Below are 16,044 nucleotides of genomic sequence, written 5' to 3'. Positions count from 1 at the left end.
CTAGCTTGGGGGCATGAGTTCCCTCGTCCCACCGCCGTCCGATGCGAACGATGCCCAGGCCGGGCCGGGTACGGCAGCGCTGAGCATCCGTGGGCTGGCCAAGCGCTTCAGTGAGAAGATCGCCGTCAACGGCGTCCACCTCGAGGTGCCGCCCGGATCCTTCTACGGGCTCGTCGGGCCGAACGGCGCCGGCAAGACCACCACGCTCTCGATGGCGACGGGGCTGCTGCGCCCGGACTTCGGGCAGGCCCTCGTGCACGGGGTGGACGTCTGGGAGCGGCCGCTCGAAGCCAAGAAGCTAATGGGCATCCTGCCCGACGGCGTCCGCCTCTTCGACCGGCTGACCGGCGAGCAGCTCGTCACGTATGCCGGGCTGCTGCGGGGAATGGACCGTGAGACCGTGGTCGGGCGGACCGGCGACCTCCTGCGTGCCCTGGATCTCACGAACGATGCCGGGACACTGGTGGTGGACTACTCGGCGGGCATGACGAAGAAGATCGCCCTGGCATCGGCCCTGATCCACGCTCCGAGGCTGCTGGTGCTCGACGAGCCCTTCGAGTCCGTCGACCCGGTGTCGGCCGCCAACATCCGGGACATCCTCGGCGGCTACGTGCAGTCCGGAGGATCTGTCATCGTCTCCAGCCACGTCATGGATCTCGTGCAGCGCATGTGCGACCACGTCGCCGTCATCGCGGCGGGCACCGTCCTCGCTGCGGGAACGGTCGACGAGGTCCGGGGCGATGCGACGCTCGAGGACCGCTTCGTCGAACTGGTCGGTGGACGCACCACGTCGGAAGGGCTGTCGTGGTTGCGCACCTCCTGAGGCTGAAGCTCCTCCTGCTGCGGAATTCTCTCCGGCGGAGCACGGCGCAACTCATCGGCGTGATCCTGGGCGGTCTCTACGGGCTGGGGTTCCTGTCGGTCCTCGTCGTCGGCCTCGTGTTCCTCGGCAGCGCCGACCTCGAACTCATCCGGACCGTTCTGGTGGTCGGCGGCTCCGCGGCGGTGCTCGGGTGGATCATCATCCCCATCGCGGCCACCGGCATCGACATGACCCTCGACCCGGCGCGCTTCGTGACGTTCGCGATCCCGATGCGCCACCTGATCGCAGGACTCGTCCTCGGTGGCCTGCTCGGCGTCCCCGGCGTGGTGACACTGATCGCCGCCCTGGCACAGGTCACCACCTGGATCCGCTACCCGGCGGCCGCCCTGGCCGCGCTGGTCTGCGGCCTCGTCGCGGTCCTCCTGTGTGTGGTCGCGTCACGACTCGTCACGACGGCCGTGTCCTCCATCACGGGATCCCGTCGCTTCAAGGACGTGAACGGCATCGTCGCGTTCATCCCGCTGATCTTCCTCGGACCGATCATCGGGGGAGTGACAGCGGGTTTCCAGAACTCGCCCGGCTTCGCCGCGTCCCTCGCCGACGTCCTCGCATGGACTCCGCTGGGCGCGCTGTGGGCGGCCCCGGCCGACATCGCTGCCGGCCACCCGGCGCTCGCCGTCGTGCGTTTCCTGATCGGCGTGATCACCCTGGTGCTTTTCCTGGTGCTGTGGAGCCGCACCCTCAGCCGCGCGCTCGTCACTCCTCCCTATAACGCCGTCGCCAAGCGGGCCGGTGGAAGGATCGGATGGTTCGGCCGGTTCCCCGCGACACCCGCCGGTGCCGTGGCAGCGCGGGCGCTCACCTACTGGTTCAGGGATCCGCGGTACTTCGCCTCGCTCGTGGTGATCCCCTTCCTGGCGGTGATTCTGTACTTCTCGGGCGGAGGGTCCGACGGCGCCTTCGCCTTCCTCGGTCCCATGACCGCCTTCCTCCTGGCCTGGTCGATCGCCGCCGATATCTCCTACGACAACACCGCGTTCAGCCTGCACGTCTCGACCGGGGTCAAGGGCAGGGACGACCGTCTGGGCCGCGCCGCTGCCCTTCTGGTCTTCGCGCTGCCGGTCACACTGGTGTTCACGGCGCTGCCCTTGCTGCTCACAGGACGGGCCGAGGATCTGCCGGTGATGCTGGGCCTGGCGATCGGCGTCCTGCTCACCGGGGCCGGGCTGTCCAGCGTCGTGTCGGCGAGGTACACCTACAACGTCCCCCTGCCCGGCGAGAGCGCCTTCAAGACGCCGCCGGGGACCAGCTTCACGATGTTCGCGGTGCAGATGGTGGGGTGGATCGTGCTGCTGCTGCTGGCGTTGCCGGAGATCGCCCTGACCGTCGCGTATTTCGTCACGGGGCGAGCACTGTTCGGTTGGCTGACCCTGCTGGCCGGCGTGGTGCTCGGCGGAATCCTGCTGGTCGTCGGGATTCGGACGGGCGGCCGCTGGTACGACCGGAGGGCTCCGGAGCTTCTGCTGTCGGTGTCGGCCAACCGCTGACGGCTGTGCTCTCCCTGCTTGTCGCTGCGCCTCCCGCCTGCCCGCCTCCGTTCTTCCCGGAACTGACCCCGGGGCGTCGGCAACCGTGCGTGACAGCTGAGTTCAGGTAGCTCCCACCGGCCCGAAGAGGACGACCGCGACGGCGGGGCTCCCTGTCCTCCCGAACCTGTGTATAACCCCTCGTGGTGGAAGGGGCCGAGGGCTATGCTGGGGGCCATTCCGGGTAGCTGGTCGATGGTGACGGGGGAGTTGCGTGTTCTTGATGCGTACAGGTGGCCGTCCTTGTCGGGCAGCATTGCCGGCGGGGGCCGCGATTGCGTTGATGCTCCTGACAGGATGCCAGGGCGATGGGGACCCGTCCGCCAACGAGACGCAGAACCCGCCTTCGTCCACTTCAGCACCTACAACAGCGGAGGCGTCCGCATCAGCGACGGCCTCCTCGAGTGCTGAACCGTCGCCTGCTTCGTCGGCAGGTCCGGCTGCTGACATTCCGGTTCCCGTGAAGCCGGCACTTGCGGACGAGAATTCGAAAGAGGGCCTGGAGGCCTTCACGAAGTACTGGCTGGAGCTGTTCTCGTACGGCTACGAGACGAATGACTGGGCACCCTTTGAAGCGGTGACCGACCCCGGATGCAGGACCTGCGCGAACGTCACGAGTGCGGTGTCTCAGGTCTACACATCTGGCGGATGGATTGTCGGAGGCACGACCAAGGCCACTAATTTTTCGACGGATTTCTTGGTGAATACCCAGGGTTCCATAAGTGCCATCGTGCAAGTCGAACAAGGAGCTTCGCAAGTCTTCTCACAATCGGGGGAACTAGAATCGAATGATCCCGAGCGAGAGTCTCAAGTAAATGTTATTTTTGCAATATTCGAGGATGAGCATTGGGTAATGCTCGATTTCGGGGCGCCTGAAGGGACGGGATGATGGCTAACCCGGGATTGCGTTTCGCTGCTGCGATTGTCCTTCATCTATCTTGTGCACTGATAAACGCTGCACCGTCATTAGCCGGAGACAACGACGTCCGACTCGGCGATAATACTGCGAAAGCATCGAATATCATCCGCATCGCTAAGTCAGAATTGCCACTCCGACCTGCACTGGGGAGCGCTTCAGGGTTAGATCCTGCTCAACCAGCAGCTCAACCAGCTGCTCTTCCCCAAGACGACGGGATCAGCTATGTCTACGAGCGGGCGTGCACCGCTGGTGAGCAGGATGTGCTGAACCCGCTGACCTGTCCTCAGATGAACGCCCAGTGCGATGCCCAAGACGATGGGGTACTCGTCAACTGGATCGAGGTGAACGGTAACGTCCAACCGGCAACCCAGACACCCACCGGCCGCTCGTCGTGCATGTACCCGGGGGAGCCGCTCGAGCCGCCCGTCGAGGGAGTTGCAGCGCCGGAGGAGGCGCCCATCGTCATCACCCTCGCGGAGTTCCAGAAGCAGCCAGTCCTTGCCTCTGTGATCGTTTCCCAGCCGTCGAACTTCGGTCTGAGGAACGCACATTCGAACGTCTACGCAGAGGCGCGCGAGCAGGAGTTCACCTTCGAGTTCCAGGACGCCACCATAGTGCTGAAGGCCCGCCCAGTCGCGTACCAGTGGAACTACGGGGACGGCACAAGCGCGACGACCACCACGCCTGGCGGTCCGGTGCAGGGCGACGCCTTCGACACTGAGACGCCCACGAGCCACCAGTACGCCCGGACAGGGGACTTCAACCTCACGTTGACCACGTTCTTCGCCGGCGACTACTCCGTGGACGGCGGGCCATTCCAACCGGTGGCCGGTGAGGCCGCAGTCGTTTCGGTACCTCATCTGATGAGCATCTGGCGCACCCAGGGGCACAACGTGAGCCAGAACTGCATCGAGAATCCGACCGGCATCGGTTGCGAGGCCCCTGCCCGCTGAGGATGGTCTCCGGGAGCGGGAGCGGGAGCGGGAGCGAAAAGAGTTGCACCTCGCCGACGCCATGCACGTCCAGGACAACCCTTCCCGAGGTGGTCAGAAGGGTGGCGGGTCCGGGGTGGTGGTGTAGGTTTTGCCGGCTGGCGAGGTTGCGGTGATGGTGCCGGGAATGGGCTGGGTGTAGTGCCAGACACCTTCGGTTTTGAGCATGTGGTGTTTGCGGCAGAGGTGGGCGAGGTTGTTGTGGGCTGTTGTGCCGTGGTGGGACCAGGGGGTGGTGTGGTCGAGTTCGCAGCGTGAGGCGGGGGTGTTGCAGCCGGGGTGCCGGCAGGTGCGGTCGCGGACGCGTAACCATTTCTTGAGGTCTGCGGGCACAGTGTAGGTGGTGCGTCCGACGCTGAGGACGGCTCCGGTTTCGGGGTGGGTGAGGAGCCGGGTGAAGGAGGGTGCGTGGGCTGCGAGGTGGCGCGCCGTGTTCGCGGGGATGGGTCCGTAGCCCTCGAGGTCCGCTGGTGCGTCGTCGAGGCCGAGCAGGGTCAGGACCGGGACGGTGACGTTGATGTGAGCCTGCACCCGGTACGCGTCCGGGTGTTCGTGGCCGATCGCCCCGCACCGACAGACGGCACCATCACCAGAGCCGCCGTCAGAGCCACCAGCACCGGCGTCTGGTCCGAGGTCTGGGCGGGAGCTGTCTGTGGGGGTTAGGCGGCAGAGACAGGTGTAGTCGGGGGTGTACCTGGTGAGGAGCAGGTCGGTGAGGATGTCGGTGCGAAGTTGGGGCAGGGTGCGGTGTTCGGTGGGTGTCTGCAGATTCCGGGCGGTGGTGGTGAGGCGGGTGTCGATGGCGGTGGCGTCGGTGGCGGGGAGGTGGATGTGCAGCCAGGCCATGGCGTCGTCCGCGGGTTCGAGGTCCACGCGGCGGTCCTCGGTGGCGGTGCGGGCGCGGTCGTGGAGGCTGGTGGGGTGGAGCTGGGTTCGTAGTTTCCGGGCGCGGTGGGCCAGGCGCGGGACGGTGGTATCGGCTGCAATGGGTAGCAGGGCTTCTTCCATAGCGGCGGCGACGCCGGACGGTAAGGCGGCGTATTCGTAGAGGAGGGTTGTGGCGTGCGCCCAGGAAATGGTGCCTGCATGCAGGGCGTCCAGAGTTTTCGGGTGGTAGTCGACCAGCAACACGGAGTGTTGGACGAGCCGGTGGGCGCTGCGTTCGGAGATGCGGAGGAGGCAGGCTATTTCGCTTGCGGTGGTGGTGTCGGCGAGGTTGGTGTGCCGGTGGGGCGTGTAGGAGCCCTGGAGGATGCGTTCTGTGAAGACTTCGCGCAGTTCGGCGGCGGCGCGGGCGATGTCGGCGTCGATCCGTGCTTTCTCGGCACTCAGTTCGGTTATCCGGGAGGATATCCGCTGCATTTCCATCAATTGCTCGAACGGGGTCCGCATGCTCCTATTCTCGTGTCCACCACCGACATCATCGGGTTAGTCGGGAATATGTGGATATCAGGTCGAAAGCAGGTTGAATGCGAGCCAGGGGCCGTGGGAGAACCGGCACCGGGGAATACCCGTCCGGCCCCCAAGCATGATCCCGCCACGGAATTCCCGCAACTGCGAACTGCCCTGCACCCCTGTCCGCCAAGCCGCCGAGCGATAGACTGAAGCCATGACTATGCCCGCAGATCCCTTCGCAAACGATCCCCTCGATACCGGCACCGGCGGCTCCACGGCGACCATCGAACGTGAGGAAGTACGCCAGGAAGTCGAGCCAGGCGACTCGGAGCGCTTCGCGCACTACGTGCGCAAGGAGAAGATCATGGAGTCGGCCTTCACTGGCGAGCCCGTGATCGCGCTCTGCGGCAAGGTCTGGACCCCGGGACGCGATCCCGAAAAGTTCCCGGTCTGCCCCGAATGCAAGGAGATCTACAACGGCCTCCGCCCGGGTGACGACAAGCCGAAGGGCTGACCCCCCGCCATCCTCGGAAGGGGCGGCAGGCCAGGCGAGCCCCGGCTCCGCGAGCAACAGCGCACGCCGGGGCTTCCGTTCCTCCTGCCCCCGCAGGATCCAGCGGGTAGGTGAACCCCTCATACGTCGTCGGGGCTGAGACCGCGGCCCCGTACGGCCACCGCCCAGCAGAACACAAGGTGCCATGAAGAAGACCGCGAACAAGGCCGCCCGGGCAGTGTCGCCCGAACTGCGCCCGCTCATCATCGGGATCCTCGCGATCATCACGTGCGCCGCCTTCGAGGCGATGGCGGTCGTCACCGCCATGCCCTCGGTGGCCCGGGAACTGTCCGGCGAGTCGAGCTACGGGCTTGCGTTCTCGATGTACCTGACGGCATCGCTGCTGGGGACCGTCGTCGCCGGCTCGTGGTGTGACCGGAAGGGGCCCCGGCCCGCCCTCGCCGTCGGGCTGTCCCTCATGATCCTCGGACTGCTCGCAGCAGGAGCGGCGCCGGATTTCTGGCTCGTCACGGTCGGCCGCGCGGTGTCCGGTCTCGGCGGCGGCTTCATGATCGTGGCGGTCTACGTCGTCATCGGCAGGGCCTTCCCCCAGCGGGCGCAGCCCGTGGTGTTCGGGTGGCTGGCGGCCGCCTGGGTGGTGCCGGGGCTCATCGGTCCGGTGATCGCGGGATTCGTGACCGAGCAGTTCGGCTGGCGCTGGGTGTTCCTCGGTGTGTCGCCCATCGTGCTTGCCGCCGTCGTCATCGTGTGGCCGAAGACGAGGGGCCTCGGGCCGATCGAGTCGCCCGAGGCCGGTTCCGCTGCGGCGCGCGTGGTGCGGGGCTTCGCGCTCGCCGGTGGAGTGTTCGCCGCGCAGTGGGCTGTCGTCCGGCTCGCCGACACGGAGAGTCCGAGTGCCGCGACGGTGACCGGCTTCGTGCTGCTGGCGGCCGCCGGGATCGTCGTCGTCCTCATGGTCCTGCCGGCGCTCCTGCCGAAAGGCACCCTGGTCCTCGCGCGCGGACTGCCCAGCATCATCGCCACCCGCGGGATCGTGAATGTCGCGTTCTTCGGGGTCGAGGCCTTCATCCCGCTCATGCTGGTCAGTTCCCGCGGCATCGATCCCGGAACCGCCGGCCTGACCCTGAGCTCCGCTGCTCTCGGCTGGAGTGCGGGGTCCTTCGTCCAGGCACGGGTGACGTTCGGCCGGCAGTGGCTGCTCGTCGCCGGATCGTCCGTGCTGTCGCTGTCGCTTGGCGGATTCGTCCTTGCCGCCGCCGTCGAAGCTCCCCTCTGGGTCCTGGTCACGGCGTGGGGCGTGGCGGGGTCCGCCATGGGAATGGCGCTCTCGAGCGCGTCCGTCCTGGTGCTGAAGCTCTCCGCGGAGAGTGAGCAGGGACGCAATTCCGCGGCGCTCCAGATCTCCGACCAGCTCGGTGGAGTCGTGGGGACGGCGGGCGCGGGAGCCCTCTTCGCACTCCTGCACGACCCCTCGAACCCGGGACACGTGCCGACCTTTGTTGCGATCTGGCTGGCTCTGTGGGTGTTCACGACAGCAGGTATAGTTTCGGGTCTGAGAGGGGCCAGGTTCTCTGATGCCGGCCCCGGCCTCACCCCCAGCAAGTCAATGGAAGGTACTGTCCCGGCGTGAGTAGTGACACCCTGTTCGGTGCCGGCGCAGCCCTGCCCCCCGCATATCCGGAGCGCGCAGCATGGGGGACCGCCCCCAAGCTGCGCCAGTGGCAGAGCGAAGCGCTGGAGAAGTATTTCCGGGAATCACCGAGCGACTTCCTCGCCGTGGCGACCCCCGGCGCTGGTAAGACGACCTTCGCCCTGAGGGTGGCCACGGAGCTCGTGGACCGCGGCATCGTCAACCGGATCACCGTCGTCGCCCCGACGGACCACCTCAAGCGCCAGTGGGCCGACGCCGCTGCACGGGTGGGCCTTGCGATCGACCCCAACTTCAAGAACGCGGACGGCCGCCACGGTGGTGCCTTCATCGGTGTCGCCGTGACCTACGCGCAGGTCGCCAGCAAGCCGATGCTGCACCGCGCCAAGACCGAAGCCGCCCGTACCCTCGTGATCCTCGACGAGATCCACCACGGCGGCGACGCGCTGTCCTGGGGTGACGGCATCCGGGAGGCCTTCGAACCGGCCGCGCGGCGCCTGGCGCTCACCGGGACGCCCTTCCGCTCCGACACGGCCGCCATCCCCTTCGTCGAGTACGCCGAGGACCGCGACGGCATCCGCCGTTCGCGCGCCGACTACACCTACGGCTACGGCCAGGCACTCCGGGACCACGTGGTGCGTCCGGTCATGTTCATGGCCTACTCGGGCCAGATGCGCTGGCGCACCAGCGGCGGTGAGGAGATGGCCGCGTCGCTCGGCGAGGCCGCGGTCACCAAGGACATCACGGCTCAGGCCTGGCGGACGGCGCTCAACCCCGCCGGTGAGTGGATCCCCGCGGTCCTCGCCGCCGCCGACAAGCGGCTCACCGAGGTGCGACGTACGGTGCACGACGCCGGTGGCCTCGTGATCGCGACGGACCACGACGACGCCCGCGCGTATGCCGGTCAGCTCAAGCGGATCACGGGGGAGTCCCCGACGGTCATCCTCTCGGACGACGCGAAGGCGTCCTCGAAGATCGAGGAGTTCTCCGACGGCGACAAGCGGTGGATGGTCGCGGTCCGCATGGTGTCCGAGGGCGTCGACGTCCCGCGCCTCGCCGTCGGCGTCTATGCGACGTCGACCGCGACGCCGCTGTTCTTCGCGCAGGCCGTCGGCCGCTACGTCCGTGCCCGACGACGCGGGGAGACGGCGTCGATCTTCCTGCCCTCGGTGCCCAACCTCATGGCGCTCGCCAACCAGCTCGAACTCGAACGCGACCACGCCCTGGACCGGCCCGAGAAGGATGACGAGGGGTTCGGCCTCGAGGACGGCCTCATGGAGGCGGCGAACCGCGAGGACAAGGCATCGGACTCCCTCACCAAGCAGAAGTTCGAGGCCCTCGAGTCACAGGCCTCCTTCGACCGGGTCCTGTTCGACGGCGGCGAGTTCGGCACCGGCGGCGAGATGGGCAGCGAGGAGGAACTCGACTTCCTCGGGATCCCCGGACTGCTCGACGCCGATCAGGTGGGCCAGCTCCTGCGCCAGCGCCAGCAGGAACAGCAGTCCCGCCGGAAGACCAGGCCGATGGCGGCGCCTGCCGCTGAGCCGGTCGTAGTGGACCACCGTCAGCTCACGGAACTGCGGGGGCAGCTCGCCAAGAACGTCTCGGCCTGGGCAGCCCGCACCGGCATGCCGCACGGCCAGGTCCATACCGAGCTGCGCCGTCAGTGCGGCGGACCGGCCGTGGCGCAGGCCAACGAGGACCAGCTCCAGCGGCGGCTGCAGAAGCTGCAGGACTGGTTCATCGGGAAGAAGTAGCAGGAAAGAAGCAGCAGGAAGGAAGCAGGAGCGGACGAAAAAGGCCGGGCTGGAAGACCAGCCCGGCCTTTTTCGTTCGGAAAGCTAGCGCACCAGCTCGATGCCCGCCGACTCCAATTCGTCCAGTGCTTCCTCGGACCTGTCCTCGTGCACGCCCCGGGTGAGGTCCGCCATCACGGTGACCGAGTAGCCGGCCTGCAGCGCGTCCAGGGCCGTGGCGCGGACGCAGTAGTCGGTGGCGAGACCGGCGATGACGACGTCGTCGACCTCGTGGTCGCGTAGCCAGTCGTCGAGGGTCAGTGGGTCCTCGTCGATGTCCACTGCTCCGCCGCCGAGCTTCTGCTCGCCTGTCGGCACTTCGTCGTCGGGCGCCTTCACGCCCTCGAAACCGGAATAGGCGGCCTCGAACTGTCCCTTGCGGAACACGGCGTCGATGCTCTCGGTGTCGAGGTCGCGGTGGAAGTCCGAGCCCTTCGTGTCGGCGACGCAGTGGACGGGCCAGGAGTCGATGAAGTCGGGTGTCTCGGAGAAGTGGCTGCCCGGGTCGATGTGCCAGTCCTGGGTGGCGACGATGTAGTCGTACGACCCGGCCTGCTCGTCGATGTGGTCGCTGATGTCGGCCGCCACCTGGGCGCCGCCCTGGACGGCGAGCGAGCCGCCCTCGCAGAAGTCGTTCTGCACGTCCACGATGATCAGTGCGCGCGTCATGGTGCCTCCTCGTACTCGGTGGGGATGACTGGTTCGCCGCGCTGCAGGCGCCGCACGGCTCCGGGCAGCTCCGCAAGGGACTGGCGGTGGCACTCCGCGGCGCGGACGACCGCCTCGGGCCCGGTCCACCCGGGCAGGACGACGCCGTCCCGGACGAACTCGTGCATCAGGGGCCGGTCGTTGCCGTCGTCGTTCGGCCTGATCCCGATGCCCACGACCTCCGCCTCCGCCGTGCCGTGCGCGTCGAGGCGTCGCAGCGCGTGCTTGAGCCCCCCGACGGATGCCTTGTTCGTGGCGGCCTTGGCGACGGAGACGAAGGTGCCGTCGTCGTCCTGCCGGCTCACCAGCTTGTAGACCATGCCCGCGGTCGGTGCGCCGGAACCGGTGACGAGGGAGGTCCCGACACCGTAGGAGTCGACGGGAGCCGCCGCGAGGAGCCCGATGGCGAACTCGTCGAGGTCGGACGTCACCACGATCTTGGTGTTGTGGTTGCCGAGGTCGTCGAGGAGCTCGCGCACCCAGCGCGCCTGGGCGACGAGGTCGCCGGAATCGAGCCGGACGGCGCCGAGCTCGGGTCCCGCCACCTCGACGGCGGTCCGCACGCCCTGTTCGACGTCGTACGTGTCGACGAGCAGCGAGGTCCCCCGACCGAGGGAGGCGACCTGGGCCTCGAAGGCCGCGCGCTCGGAGTCGTGCAGGAGCGTGAAGGAGTGTGCCGCGGTGCCCACGGTCGGGAGTCCGTAGCGTCGGCCCGCCTCGAGGTTGGACGTGCTGGCGAACCCGCCGATGATGGCCGAGCGAGCTGCGGCGACCGCGGCCTCCTCGTGCGTGCGCCGCGAACCCATCTCGATGCAGGGGCGGTCGGCGGCGGCGCCCGTCATGCGGGAGGCCGCGGAGGCGATGGCGCTGTCATGGTTGAGGATCGACAGGATGAGGGTCTCGAGGATGCACGCCTCGGCGAACGACGACTCCACGATGAGGATCGGGGAGTTCGGGAAGTACGCCTCGCCCTCCGCGTAGCCCGAGATCGAGCCGGAGAAGCTGAAGCCGGCCAGCCAGGCGAGGGTGGTGTCGTCGACGATCCCGTGATCGCTGAGGAAGCCGAGCTGCGCGTCGTCGAACCGGAAGGTGGCCAGCGCCTCCAGCAGGCGCCCGGTGCCGGCCACGACCCCGTAGCGTCGGCCGGCGGGGAGGCGGCGGGCGAAGGCCTCGAACACCGCGCGGCGGTGCGCGGCGCCCGAATGCAGTGAGGCCTGCAGCATGGTGAGTTCGTACTGGTCCGTGAAGAGCGCGCTGTTCGGCGCGTTCACCAGGGACGGCCCGGCGGCGGATGGCGGATTCGTGGTCAGGGCGTTGGTCACCCTCAAAACGATAGCCGGGCGTCCGCTGTGTGAGTACCCGCCGCCCGGGCAGGGGCCGTCCACATAGAATGGACGCTATGACAGTAGGCTTTGCGACCGGCACCGACATCCAGGAGGAGGTGCGGACGAGCGAGAAGACGGACCTCGACCAGCCCTGGGTGGTCGTCGTGTGGAACGACCCCGTGAACCTCATGAGCTACGTGAGCTTCGTCTTCCAGACCTACTTCGGCTACAGCGAGGCCAAGGCCCGCACACTGATGCTCGAGGTCCACGAGCAGGGCCGCTCCGCCGTCGTCTCCGGCAGTCGCGAGAAGGTCGAACAGGACACCGTGGCGCTCCACTCCTATGGGCTGTGGGCCACCTTCGAGAAAGCCGGGAGCGACTAGGCCCGATGGCAAAACACTTTAAATCGACGCGCCGCGGCATCACCGGGGCGCTGGAGCCGGGTGAGGCGCGCCTCCTGGGCGCCCTGCTCGACGACGTCATCTCCATGCTCGAACCCGAGACGGAGCCGAGCGACGACCCGCTGGCCGCCCTCGTCGGCATGTCCGGTGCCGACGCCGACGCCACCGCACCCGAGGACTCCGCCGTCCGGCGCCTCCTGCCCGACGCCGTCCGCGGCGACGACGACGAAGCCCTGGCCTTCCGCCGCCTGACCGAGCGCTCCCTGCGGGAGCAGAAGATCGGCGCGCTGCGCAGCAGCGCCCTGCTGATCGAGTCCAGCCCCATGACGCTCAACGACGAGCAGGCCCGGCTCCTCGCGCAGGCGCTGAACGATGTCCGGCTCGTCCTCGCCGACCGGCTTCGGATCGAGACGGAGGAGGACGCCGAGCAGCTCCACGACATCGCGGACTCGAAGGACGTCGACGACGTCGAGTCCTACCTCGCCCTCGTCTACAACTTCATCACCTGGCTCCAGGAATCCCTCGTGCAGGCCATGCTGAGGGCCGCTCGGCTGGAACGCTGACCCCTGGCGGGGGAGCGGGGCGCGGCGTACTCTGCTGAGCCTGTGACATAACCCACGGAACGGCGGATAGTTTTACCCGGCGACACGTCATATTCTCAGAGGATCATGAGCCCAGAGCCAGCAAACACGGACCGCAGCGAAGCGCCGATCGGTATTTTCGACTCCGGCGTCGGGGGCCTGACCGTCGCACGCGCCGTGATCGATCAGCTGCCCCACGAATCGATCATGTACGTCGGCGACACCGCGAACGGTCCGTACGGTCCCCTCCCGATCGCGCAGGTGCGTGCCCATGCGCTCGGCGTCATGGACGAGCTGGTGGACTCGGGCGTGAAGCTCCTCGTCATCGCCTGCAACTCGGCCTCCGCCGCGGTGCTCCGCGACGCGCGGGAACGCTACACGGCCCGGTACGGCATCCCCGTGATCGAGGTCATCCAGCCTGCCGTCCGCCGTGCCGTCGCGTCCACCCGGTCGGGCAGGATCGGCGTCATCGGGACGACGGCGACCGTCGGATCACGTGCGTACGACGACACGTTCGCTGCCGCTCCCCACCTCGACGTCACGTCCGTGGCATGCCCGGCCTTCGTCGAGTTCGTGGAGGCCGGGATCACCGGCGGGCCCGCCCTGCTGCGGACCGCCGAAGAGTACCTCGAACCCCTGAAGGAAGCCGGCGTCGACACGGTCGTCCTCGGCTGCACCCACTATCCGCTGCTGACCGGCGTCATCTCCTACGTCATGGGCGACGCCGTCACGCTCGTGTCCAGCGCGGAGGAGACGGCGAAGGACGTCTACCGCGCGCTCGTCTCGCACGGCCTCGAGCGGGACAGTGCCGCACCACCGGTGCACCGCTTCATCGCCACGGGCGACGCGGGGAGCTTCGAGGTGCTGGCGCGCCGCTTCCTCGGTCCGGAGGTCCTGAGCGTGCAGCACGTGGACCACGTCGCCGCGCAGTACCCGACCGGCAGCCTCGCCCGGATCACACCCGAGATGATCGCCGCCGCAGGCTTCCCCCGCGCATGAAACTGACCATCGTGGGGTGCAGCGGGTCCTTTCCCGGGCCGCAGTCGCCGGCCTCCTGCTACCTCCTCAGTGCGCAGCACGAGGGCCGCACCTGGCGCATCCTGCTCGACCTCGGCAACGGCTCGCTCGGTGCCCTGCAGCGGTACATGGACCTGCGCGAGATCGACGCCGTCTTCCTGTCCCACCTCCACCCCGACCACTGCATGGACCTGTGCGGGCTGCATGTCGCCGTGCACTGGGATCCGTCGGGCTGGGGTCTGCCGCGCATCCCCGTCTGGGGACCGGCCGCGACCGCCGACAGGATGGCGAGCGCCTACGGGCTCGAACTCGACCCCGGCATGCACGAGGACTTCGACTTCCAGTCCTGGCGCGACCGTGCTCCGGTGACTGTCGGTCCGTTCACGATCACCCCGTACCAGGTCCTTCATCCCATCGAGGAGGCGTACGCGCTGCGCGTGGAGGTGACCGAGGCGGATACACAGGGCGCGCTCCGCACGCATGTCCTCACCTACTCGGGTGATACCGACGCGTGCGACGGATTGGTGGATGCGGCCCGCGACGCGGACGTCTTCCTCTGCGAGGCCGCCTTCCATGAGGGCCGCGACGACGCCATCTCCGGGGTTCACCTCACGGGGAAACGGGCGGGGGACGTCGCGACGCGGGCATCCGCCAAGCGACTCCTGCTGACCCACCTCCCGGTCTGGAACGACGCGAGCCTCGCCGTGAGCGAGGCGCGCCAGAGCTATGACGGCCATCTCGCCGTCGCGGTCGCGGGAGTCTCGTACACCGTGTGAGTGACGGGCCCGTGCCGGTCCGCACGCCGTGATTGCCAGCGATCTCCCATGTGCTCCCGTCTAGACTGGAAATCATGACTCCCCCGAATACACCCCTGCCGCCCTCTGCCAGCAACGCCACGCCCGTGCTGCGGGCGGACGGCAGGACGCCCGACCAGCTGCGCAACATCAGCATCACCCGCGGCTGGTCCAAGCAGGCGGAAGGCTCCGCCCTCATCGAGTTCGGCAACACGCGCGTGCTCTGCACGGCCTCCCTGACCAGCGGAGTGCCCCGCTGGCTCAAGGGCGAGGGCAAGGGTTGGGTCACCGCCGAGTACGCCATGCTTCCCCGGGCCACCAACACCCGGTCGGACCGCGAATCCGTCAAGGGCAGGATCGGCGGCAGGACGCACGAGATCTCGCGGCTGATCGGCCGGTCGCTGCGGTCGATCATCGACACGAAGGCGCTGGGGGAGAACACGATCGTGCTCGACTGCGACGTGCTGCAGGCCGACGGCGGCACCCGTACGGCAGCGATCACGGGAGCCTACGTCGCGCTCGCCGACGCCATCCGCTACGCCAAGGACAACAAGCTCATCCCGGCCTCGGCCTCGCCGCTGACGGACACGGTGGCCGCCATCAGCGTGGGGATCATCGACGGCGTCCCCATGCTCGATCTCCCGTACGTCGAGGACGTCCGCGCCGAGACGGACATGAACGTCGTCGTGACCGGGTCGGGCAAGTTCGTCGAGGTGCAGGGAACAGCCGAGGGTGCGCCCTTCGACCGGGCCGAGCTCGACGCGCTCCTGGACCTCGCCCTGCTCGGCACCGCGCAGCTCGCACAGATCCAGATCGACACCCTCCGGGACTCCTCCGGTGCCTGAGGCTCCCCGGCTGGTCCTCGCCACCCACAACGCCGGCAAGCTGCGGGAACTGCGCGAGTTGCTGCGCGGCCAGGTGCCCGGGCTCGACGTCGACACGCAGGTCGTCGATGCCGCCGCAGCAGGAGCGCCGGATGTCGTCGAGAGCGGCGTGTCCTTCGAGGAGAACGCCCTGCTCAAGGCCGAGCAGACCGCTCAGGCCACGGGTCTCATCGCGGTCGCGGACGACTCCGGCCTCGCCGTCGACATCCTCGGAGGAGCGCCGGGGATCTTCTCGGCCCGGTGGGCCGGAAGGCACGGCGACGACGCCGCCAACCTCGAACTCCTCCTGGCGCAGCTCTCCGATATCCCGGCCGGGCGGCGGGGCGCCGCCTTCGTGTGTGCTGCTGCCCTCGCAGTCCCGGGTGATCCGGCAGGACAGCGTACCGAACGGGGTGAGCTCCGGGGCTCGCTGCTGACGGCGCCCCGGGGAACCGGAGGCTTCGGGTACGATCCCATCCTCGTGCCCGAAGGGCTCGACCGGAGCTGCGCCGAACTAGCGCCCGACGAGAAGAACGCCATCAGCCACCGCGGCATCGCGTTCCGGGCACTGCTGCCGCACCTCATCGACGCGCTCTCCTGACCGCACCGCTCGACCGCACCGCTGCGGGCCCGGCACAGCCGCCGGGACTGCAGGCACGAACCACCGAAGACAGCCAGTACC

16 protein-coding genes are annotated in these 16,044 nt (G+C 68.2%); 13 read left to right on the top strand and 3 right to left on the bottom strand.

Translation table 11 applies throughout. From position 1 onward, the window contains the following. Positions 1–13 precede the first annotated feature (13 nt). The 4 genes from ACX80H_RS03450 (at position 14) to ACX80H_RS03435 (ending at position 4,281) form a co-directional block, all read left to right on the top strand. Positions 14–823: an ABC transporter ATP-binding protein gene (locus tag ACX80H_RS03450; RefSeq protein WP_459311030.1), complete on the top strand. Its 810-nt coding sequence runs from the start codon at positions 14–16 to the stop codon at positions 821–823. Continuing rightward, entirely contained in the window at positions 805–2,370 is a 1,566-nt protein-coding gene (locus tag ACX80H_RS03445; RefSeq protein WP_459311028.1) for a transporter, read from the top strand. The genes ACX80H_RS03450 and ACX80H_RS03445 overlap by 19 nt, the downstream gene beginning before the upstream one ends. 262 nt (positions 2,371–2,632) lie before the next feature. Continuing rightward, positions 2,633–3,298: a DUF6318 family protein gene (locus tag ACX80H_RS03440; RefSeq protein ID WP_459313356.1), complete on the top strand. Its 666-nt coding sequence runs from the start codon at positions 2,633–2,635 to the stop codon at positions 3,296–3,298. 290 nt (positions 3,299–3,588) lie between these two features. Next, positions 3,589–4,281, top strand: a complete 693-nt coding sequence (locus ACX80H_RS03435; protein ID WP_459311026.1) for a PKD domain-containing protein — start codon at positions 3,589–3,591, stop codon at positions 4,279–4,281. 93 nt (positions 4,282–4,374) lie between these two features. On the opposite strand, the gene ACX80H_RS03430 is transcribed toward ACX80H_RS03435, so the two are convergent. Beyond that, entirely contained in the window at positions 4,375–5,712 is a 1,338-nt protein-coding gene (locus ACX80H_RS03430) for an HNH endonuclease signature motif containing protein (RefSeq protein ID WP_459311024.1), read from the bottom strand. A gap of 217 nt (positions 5,713–5,929) precedes the next feature. On the opposite strand from ACX80H_RS03430, the gene ACX80H_RS03425 reads away from it, so the two are divergent. The 3 genes from ACX80H_RS03425 to ACX80H_RS03415 all read left to right on the top strand — a co-directional run bounded on the left by ACX80H_RS03425 (position 5,930) and on the right by ACX80H_RS03415 (position 9,634). Next, a complete protein-coding gene (locus ACX80H_RS03425; protein ID WP_301226936.1) occupies positions 5,930–6,229 on the top strand; it encodes a DUF3039 domain-containing protein in 300 nt (99 codons plus the stop codon). 184 nt (positions 6,230–6,413) lie between these two features. Beyond that, positions 6,414–7,859, top strand: a complete 1,446-nt coding sequence (locus tag ACX80H_RS03420; RefSeq protein ID WP_459311023.1) for an MFS transporter — start codon at positions 6,414–6,416, stop codon at positions 7,857–7,859. Then, positions 7,856–9,634: a DEAD/DEAH box helicase gene (locus tag ACX80H_RS03415; RefSeq protein WP_459311022.1), complete on the top strand. Its 1,779-nt coding sequence runs from the start codon at positions 7,856–7,858 to the stop codon at positions 9,632–9,634. Before ACX80H_RS03420 ends, ACX80H_RS03415 begins: the two co-directional genes overlap by 4 nt. A gap of 84 nt (positions 9,635–9,718) precedes the next feature. Here ACX80H_RS03415 and ACX80H_RS03410 read toward each other — a convergent pair whose 3' ends face one another. After that, complete coding sequence (locus ACX80H_RS03410) at positions 9,719–10,342, bottom strand: isochorismatase family protein (RefSeq protein WP_459311020.1); 624 nt, start codon at positions 10,340–10,342, stop codon at positions 9,719–9,721. After that, positions 10,339–11,655 (bottom strand): nicotinate phosphoribosyltransferase, encoded by a 1,317-nt coding sequence (locus ACX80H_RS03405; protein ID WP_459313355.1) that lies wholly within the window; start codon positions 11,653–11,655, stop codon positions 10,339–10,341. Before ACX80H_RS03405 ends, ACX80H_RS03410 begins: the two co-directional genes overlap by 4 nt. A 125-nt stretch (positions 11,656–11,780) precedes the next feature. Between ACX80H_RS03405 and clpS the strand changes: the two genes are divergently transcribed. From clpS to rdgB, 6 genes are all read left to right on the top strand, one after another. Continuing rightward, positions 11,781–12,089, top strand: a complete 309-nt coding sequence (clpS, locus tag ACX80H_RS03400; RefSeq protein ID WP_459311018.1) for an ATP-dependent Clp protease adapter ClpS — start codon at positions 11,781–11,783, stop codon at positions 12,087–12,089. Positions 12,090–12,094: 5 nt separating this feature from the next. After that, on the top strand, positions 12,095–12,670 hold the full coding sequence (locus tag ACX80H_RS03395; RefSeq protein WP_459311016.1) for a DUF2017 domain-containing protein: 576 nt from the start codon (positions 12,095–12,097) through the stop codon (positions 12,668–12,670). A gap of 105 nt (positions 12,671–12,775) precedes the next feature. After that, the gene (gene murI, locus ACX80H_RS03390) at positions 12,776–13,687 is read left to right on the top strand and encodes a glutamate racemase (RefSeq protein ID WP_087076214.1); all 912 of its coding nucleotides are present in this window, start codon (positions 12,776–12,778) and stop codon (positions 13,685–13,687) included. Then, positions 13,684–14,481, top strand: coding sequence for an MBL fold metallo-hydrolase (locus tag ACX80H_RS03385; RefSeq protein ID WP_459311014.1), 798 nt, complete (start codon positions 13,684–13,686; stop codon positions 14,479–14,481). Before murI ends, ACX80H_RS03385 begins: the two co-directional genes overlap by 4 nt. A gap of 74 nt (positions 14,482–14,555) precedes the next feature. Beyond that, the gene (gene rph, locus ACX80H_RS03380; protein ID WP_459311012.1) at positions 14,556–15,344 is read left to right on the top strand and encodes a ribonuclease PH; all 789 of its coding nucleotides are present in this window, start codon (positions 14,556–14,558) and stop codon (positions 15,342–15,344) included. Beyond that, positions 15,337–15,963 (top strand): RdgB/HAM1 family non-canonical purine NTP pyrophosphatase, encoded by a 627-nt coding sequence (gene rdgB / locus ACX80H_RS03375; protein ID WP_459311010.1) that lies wholly within the window; start codon positions 15,337–15,339, stop codon positions 15,961–15,963. The genes rph and rdgB overlap by 8 nt, the downstream gene beginning before the upstream one ends. Positions 15,964–16,044 lie beyond the last annotated feature (81 nt).

The sequence above is a fragment of the Arthrobacter pasteuri genome (assembly GCF_054510955.1).
Note: the sequence above shows the minus strand (reverse complement) of the source record. Positions and strands in the feature narration are given on the sequence as shown.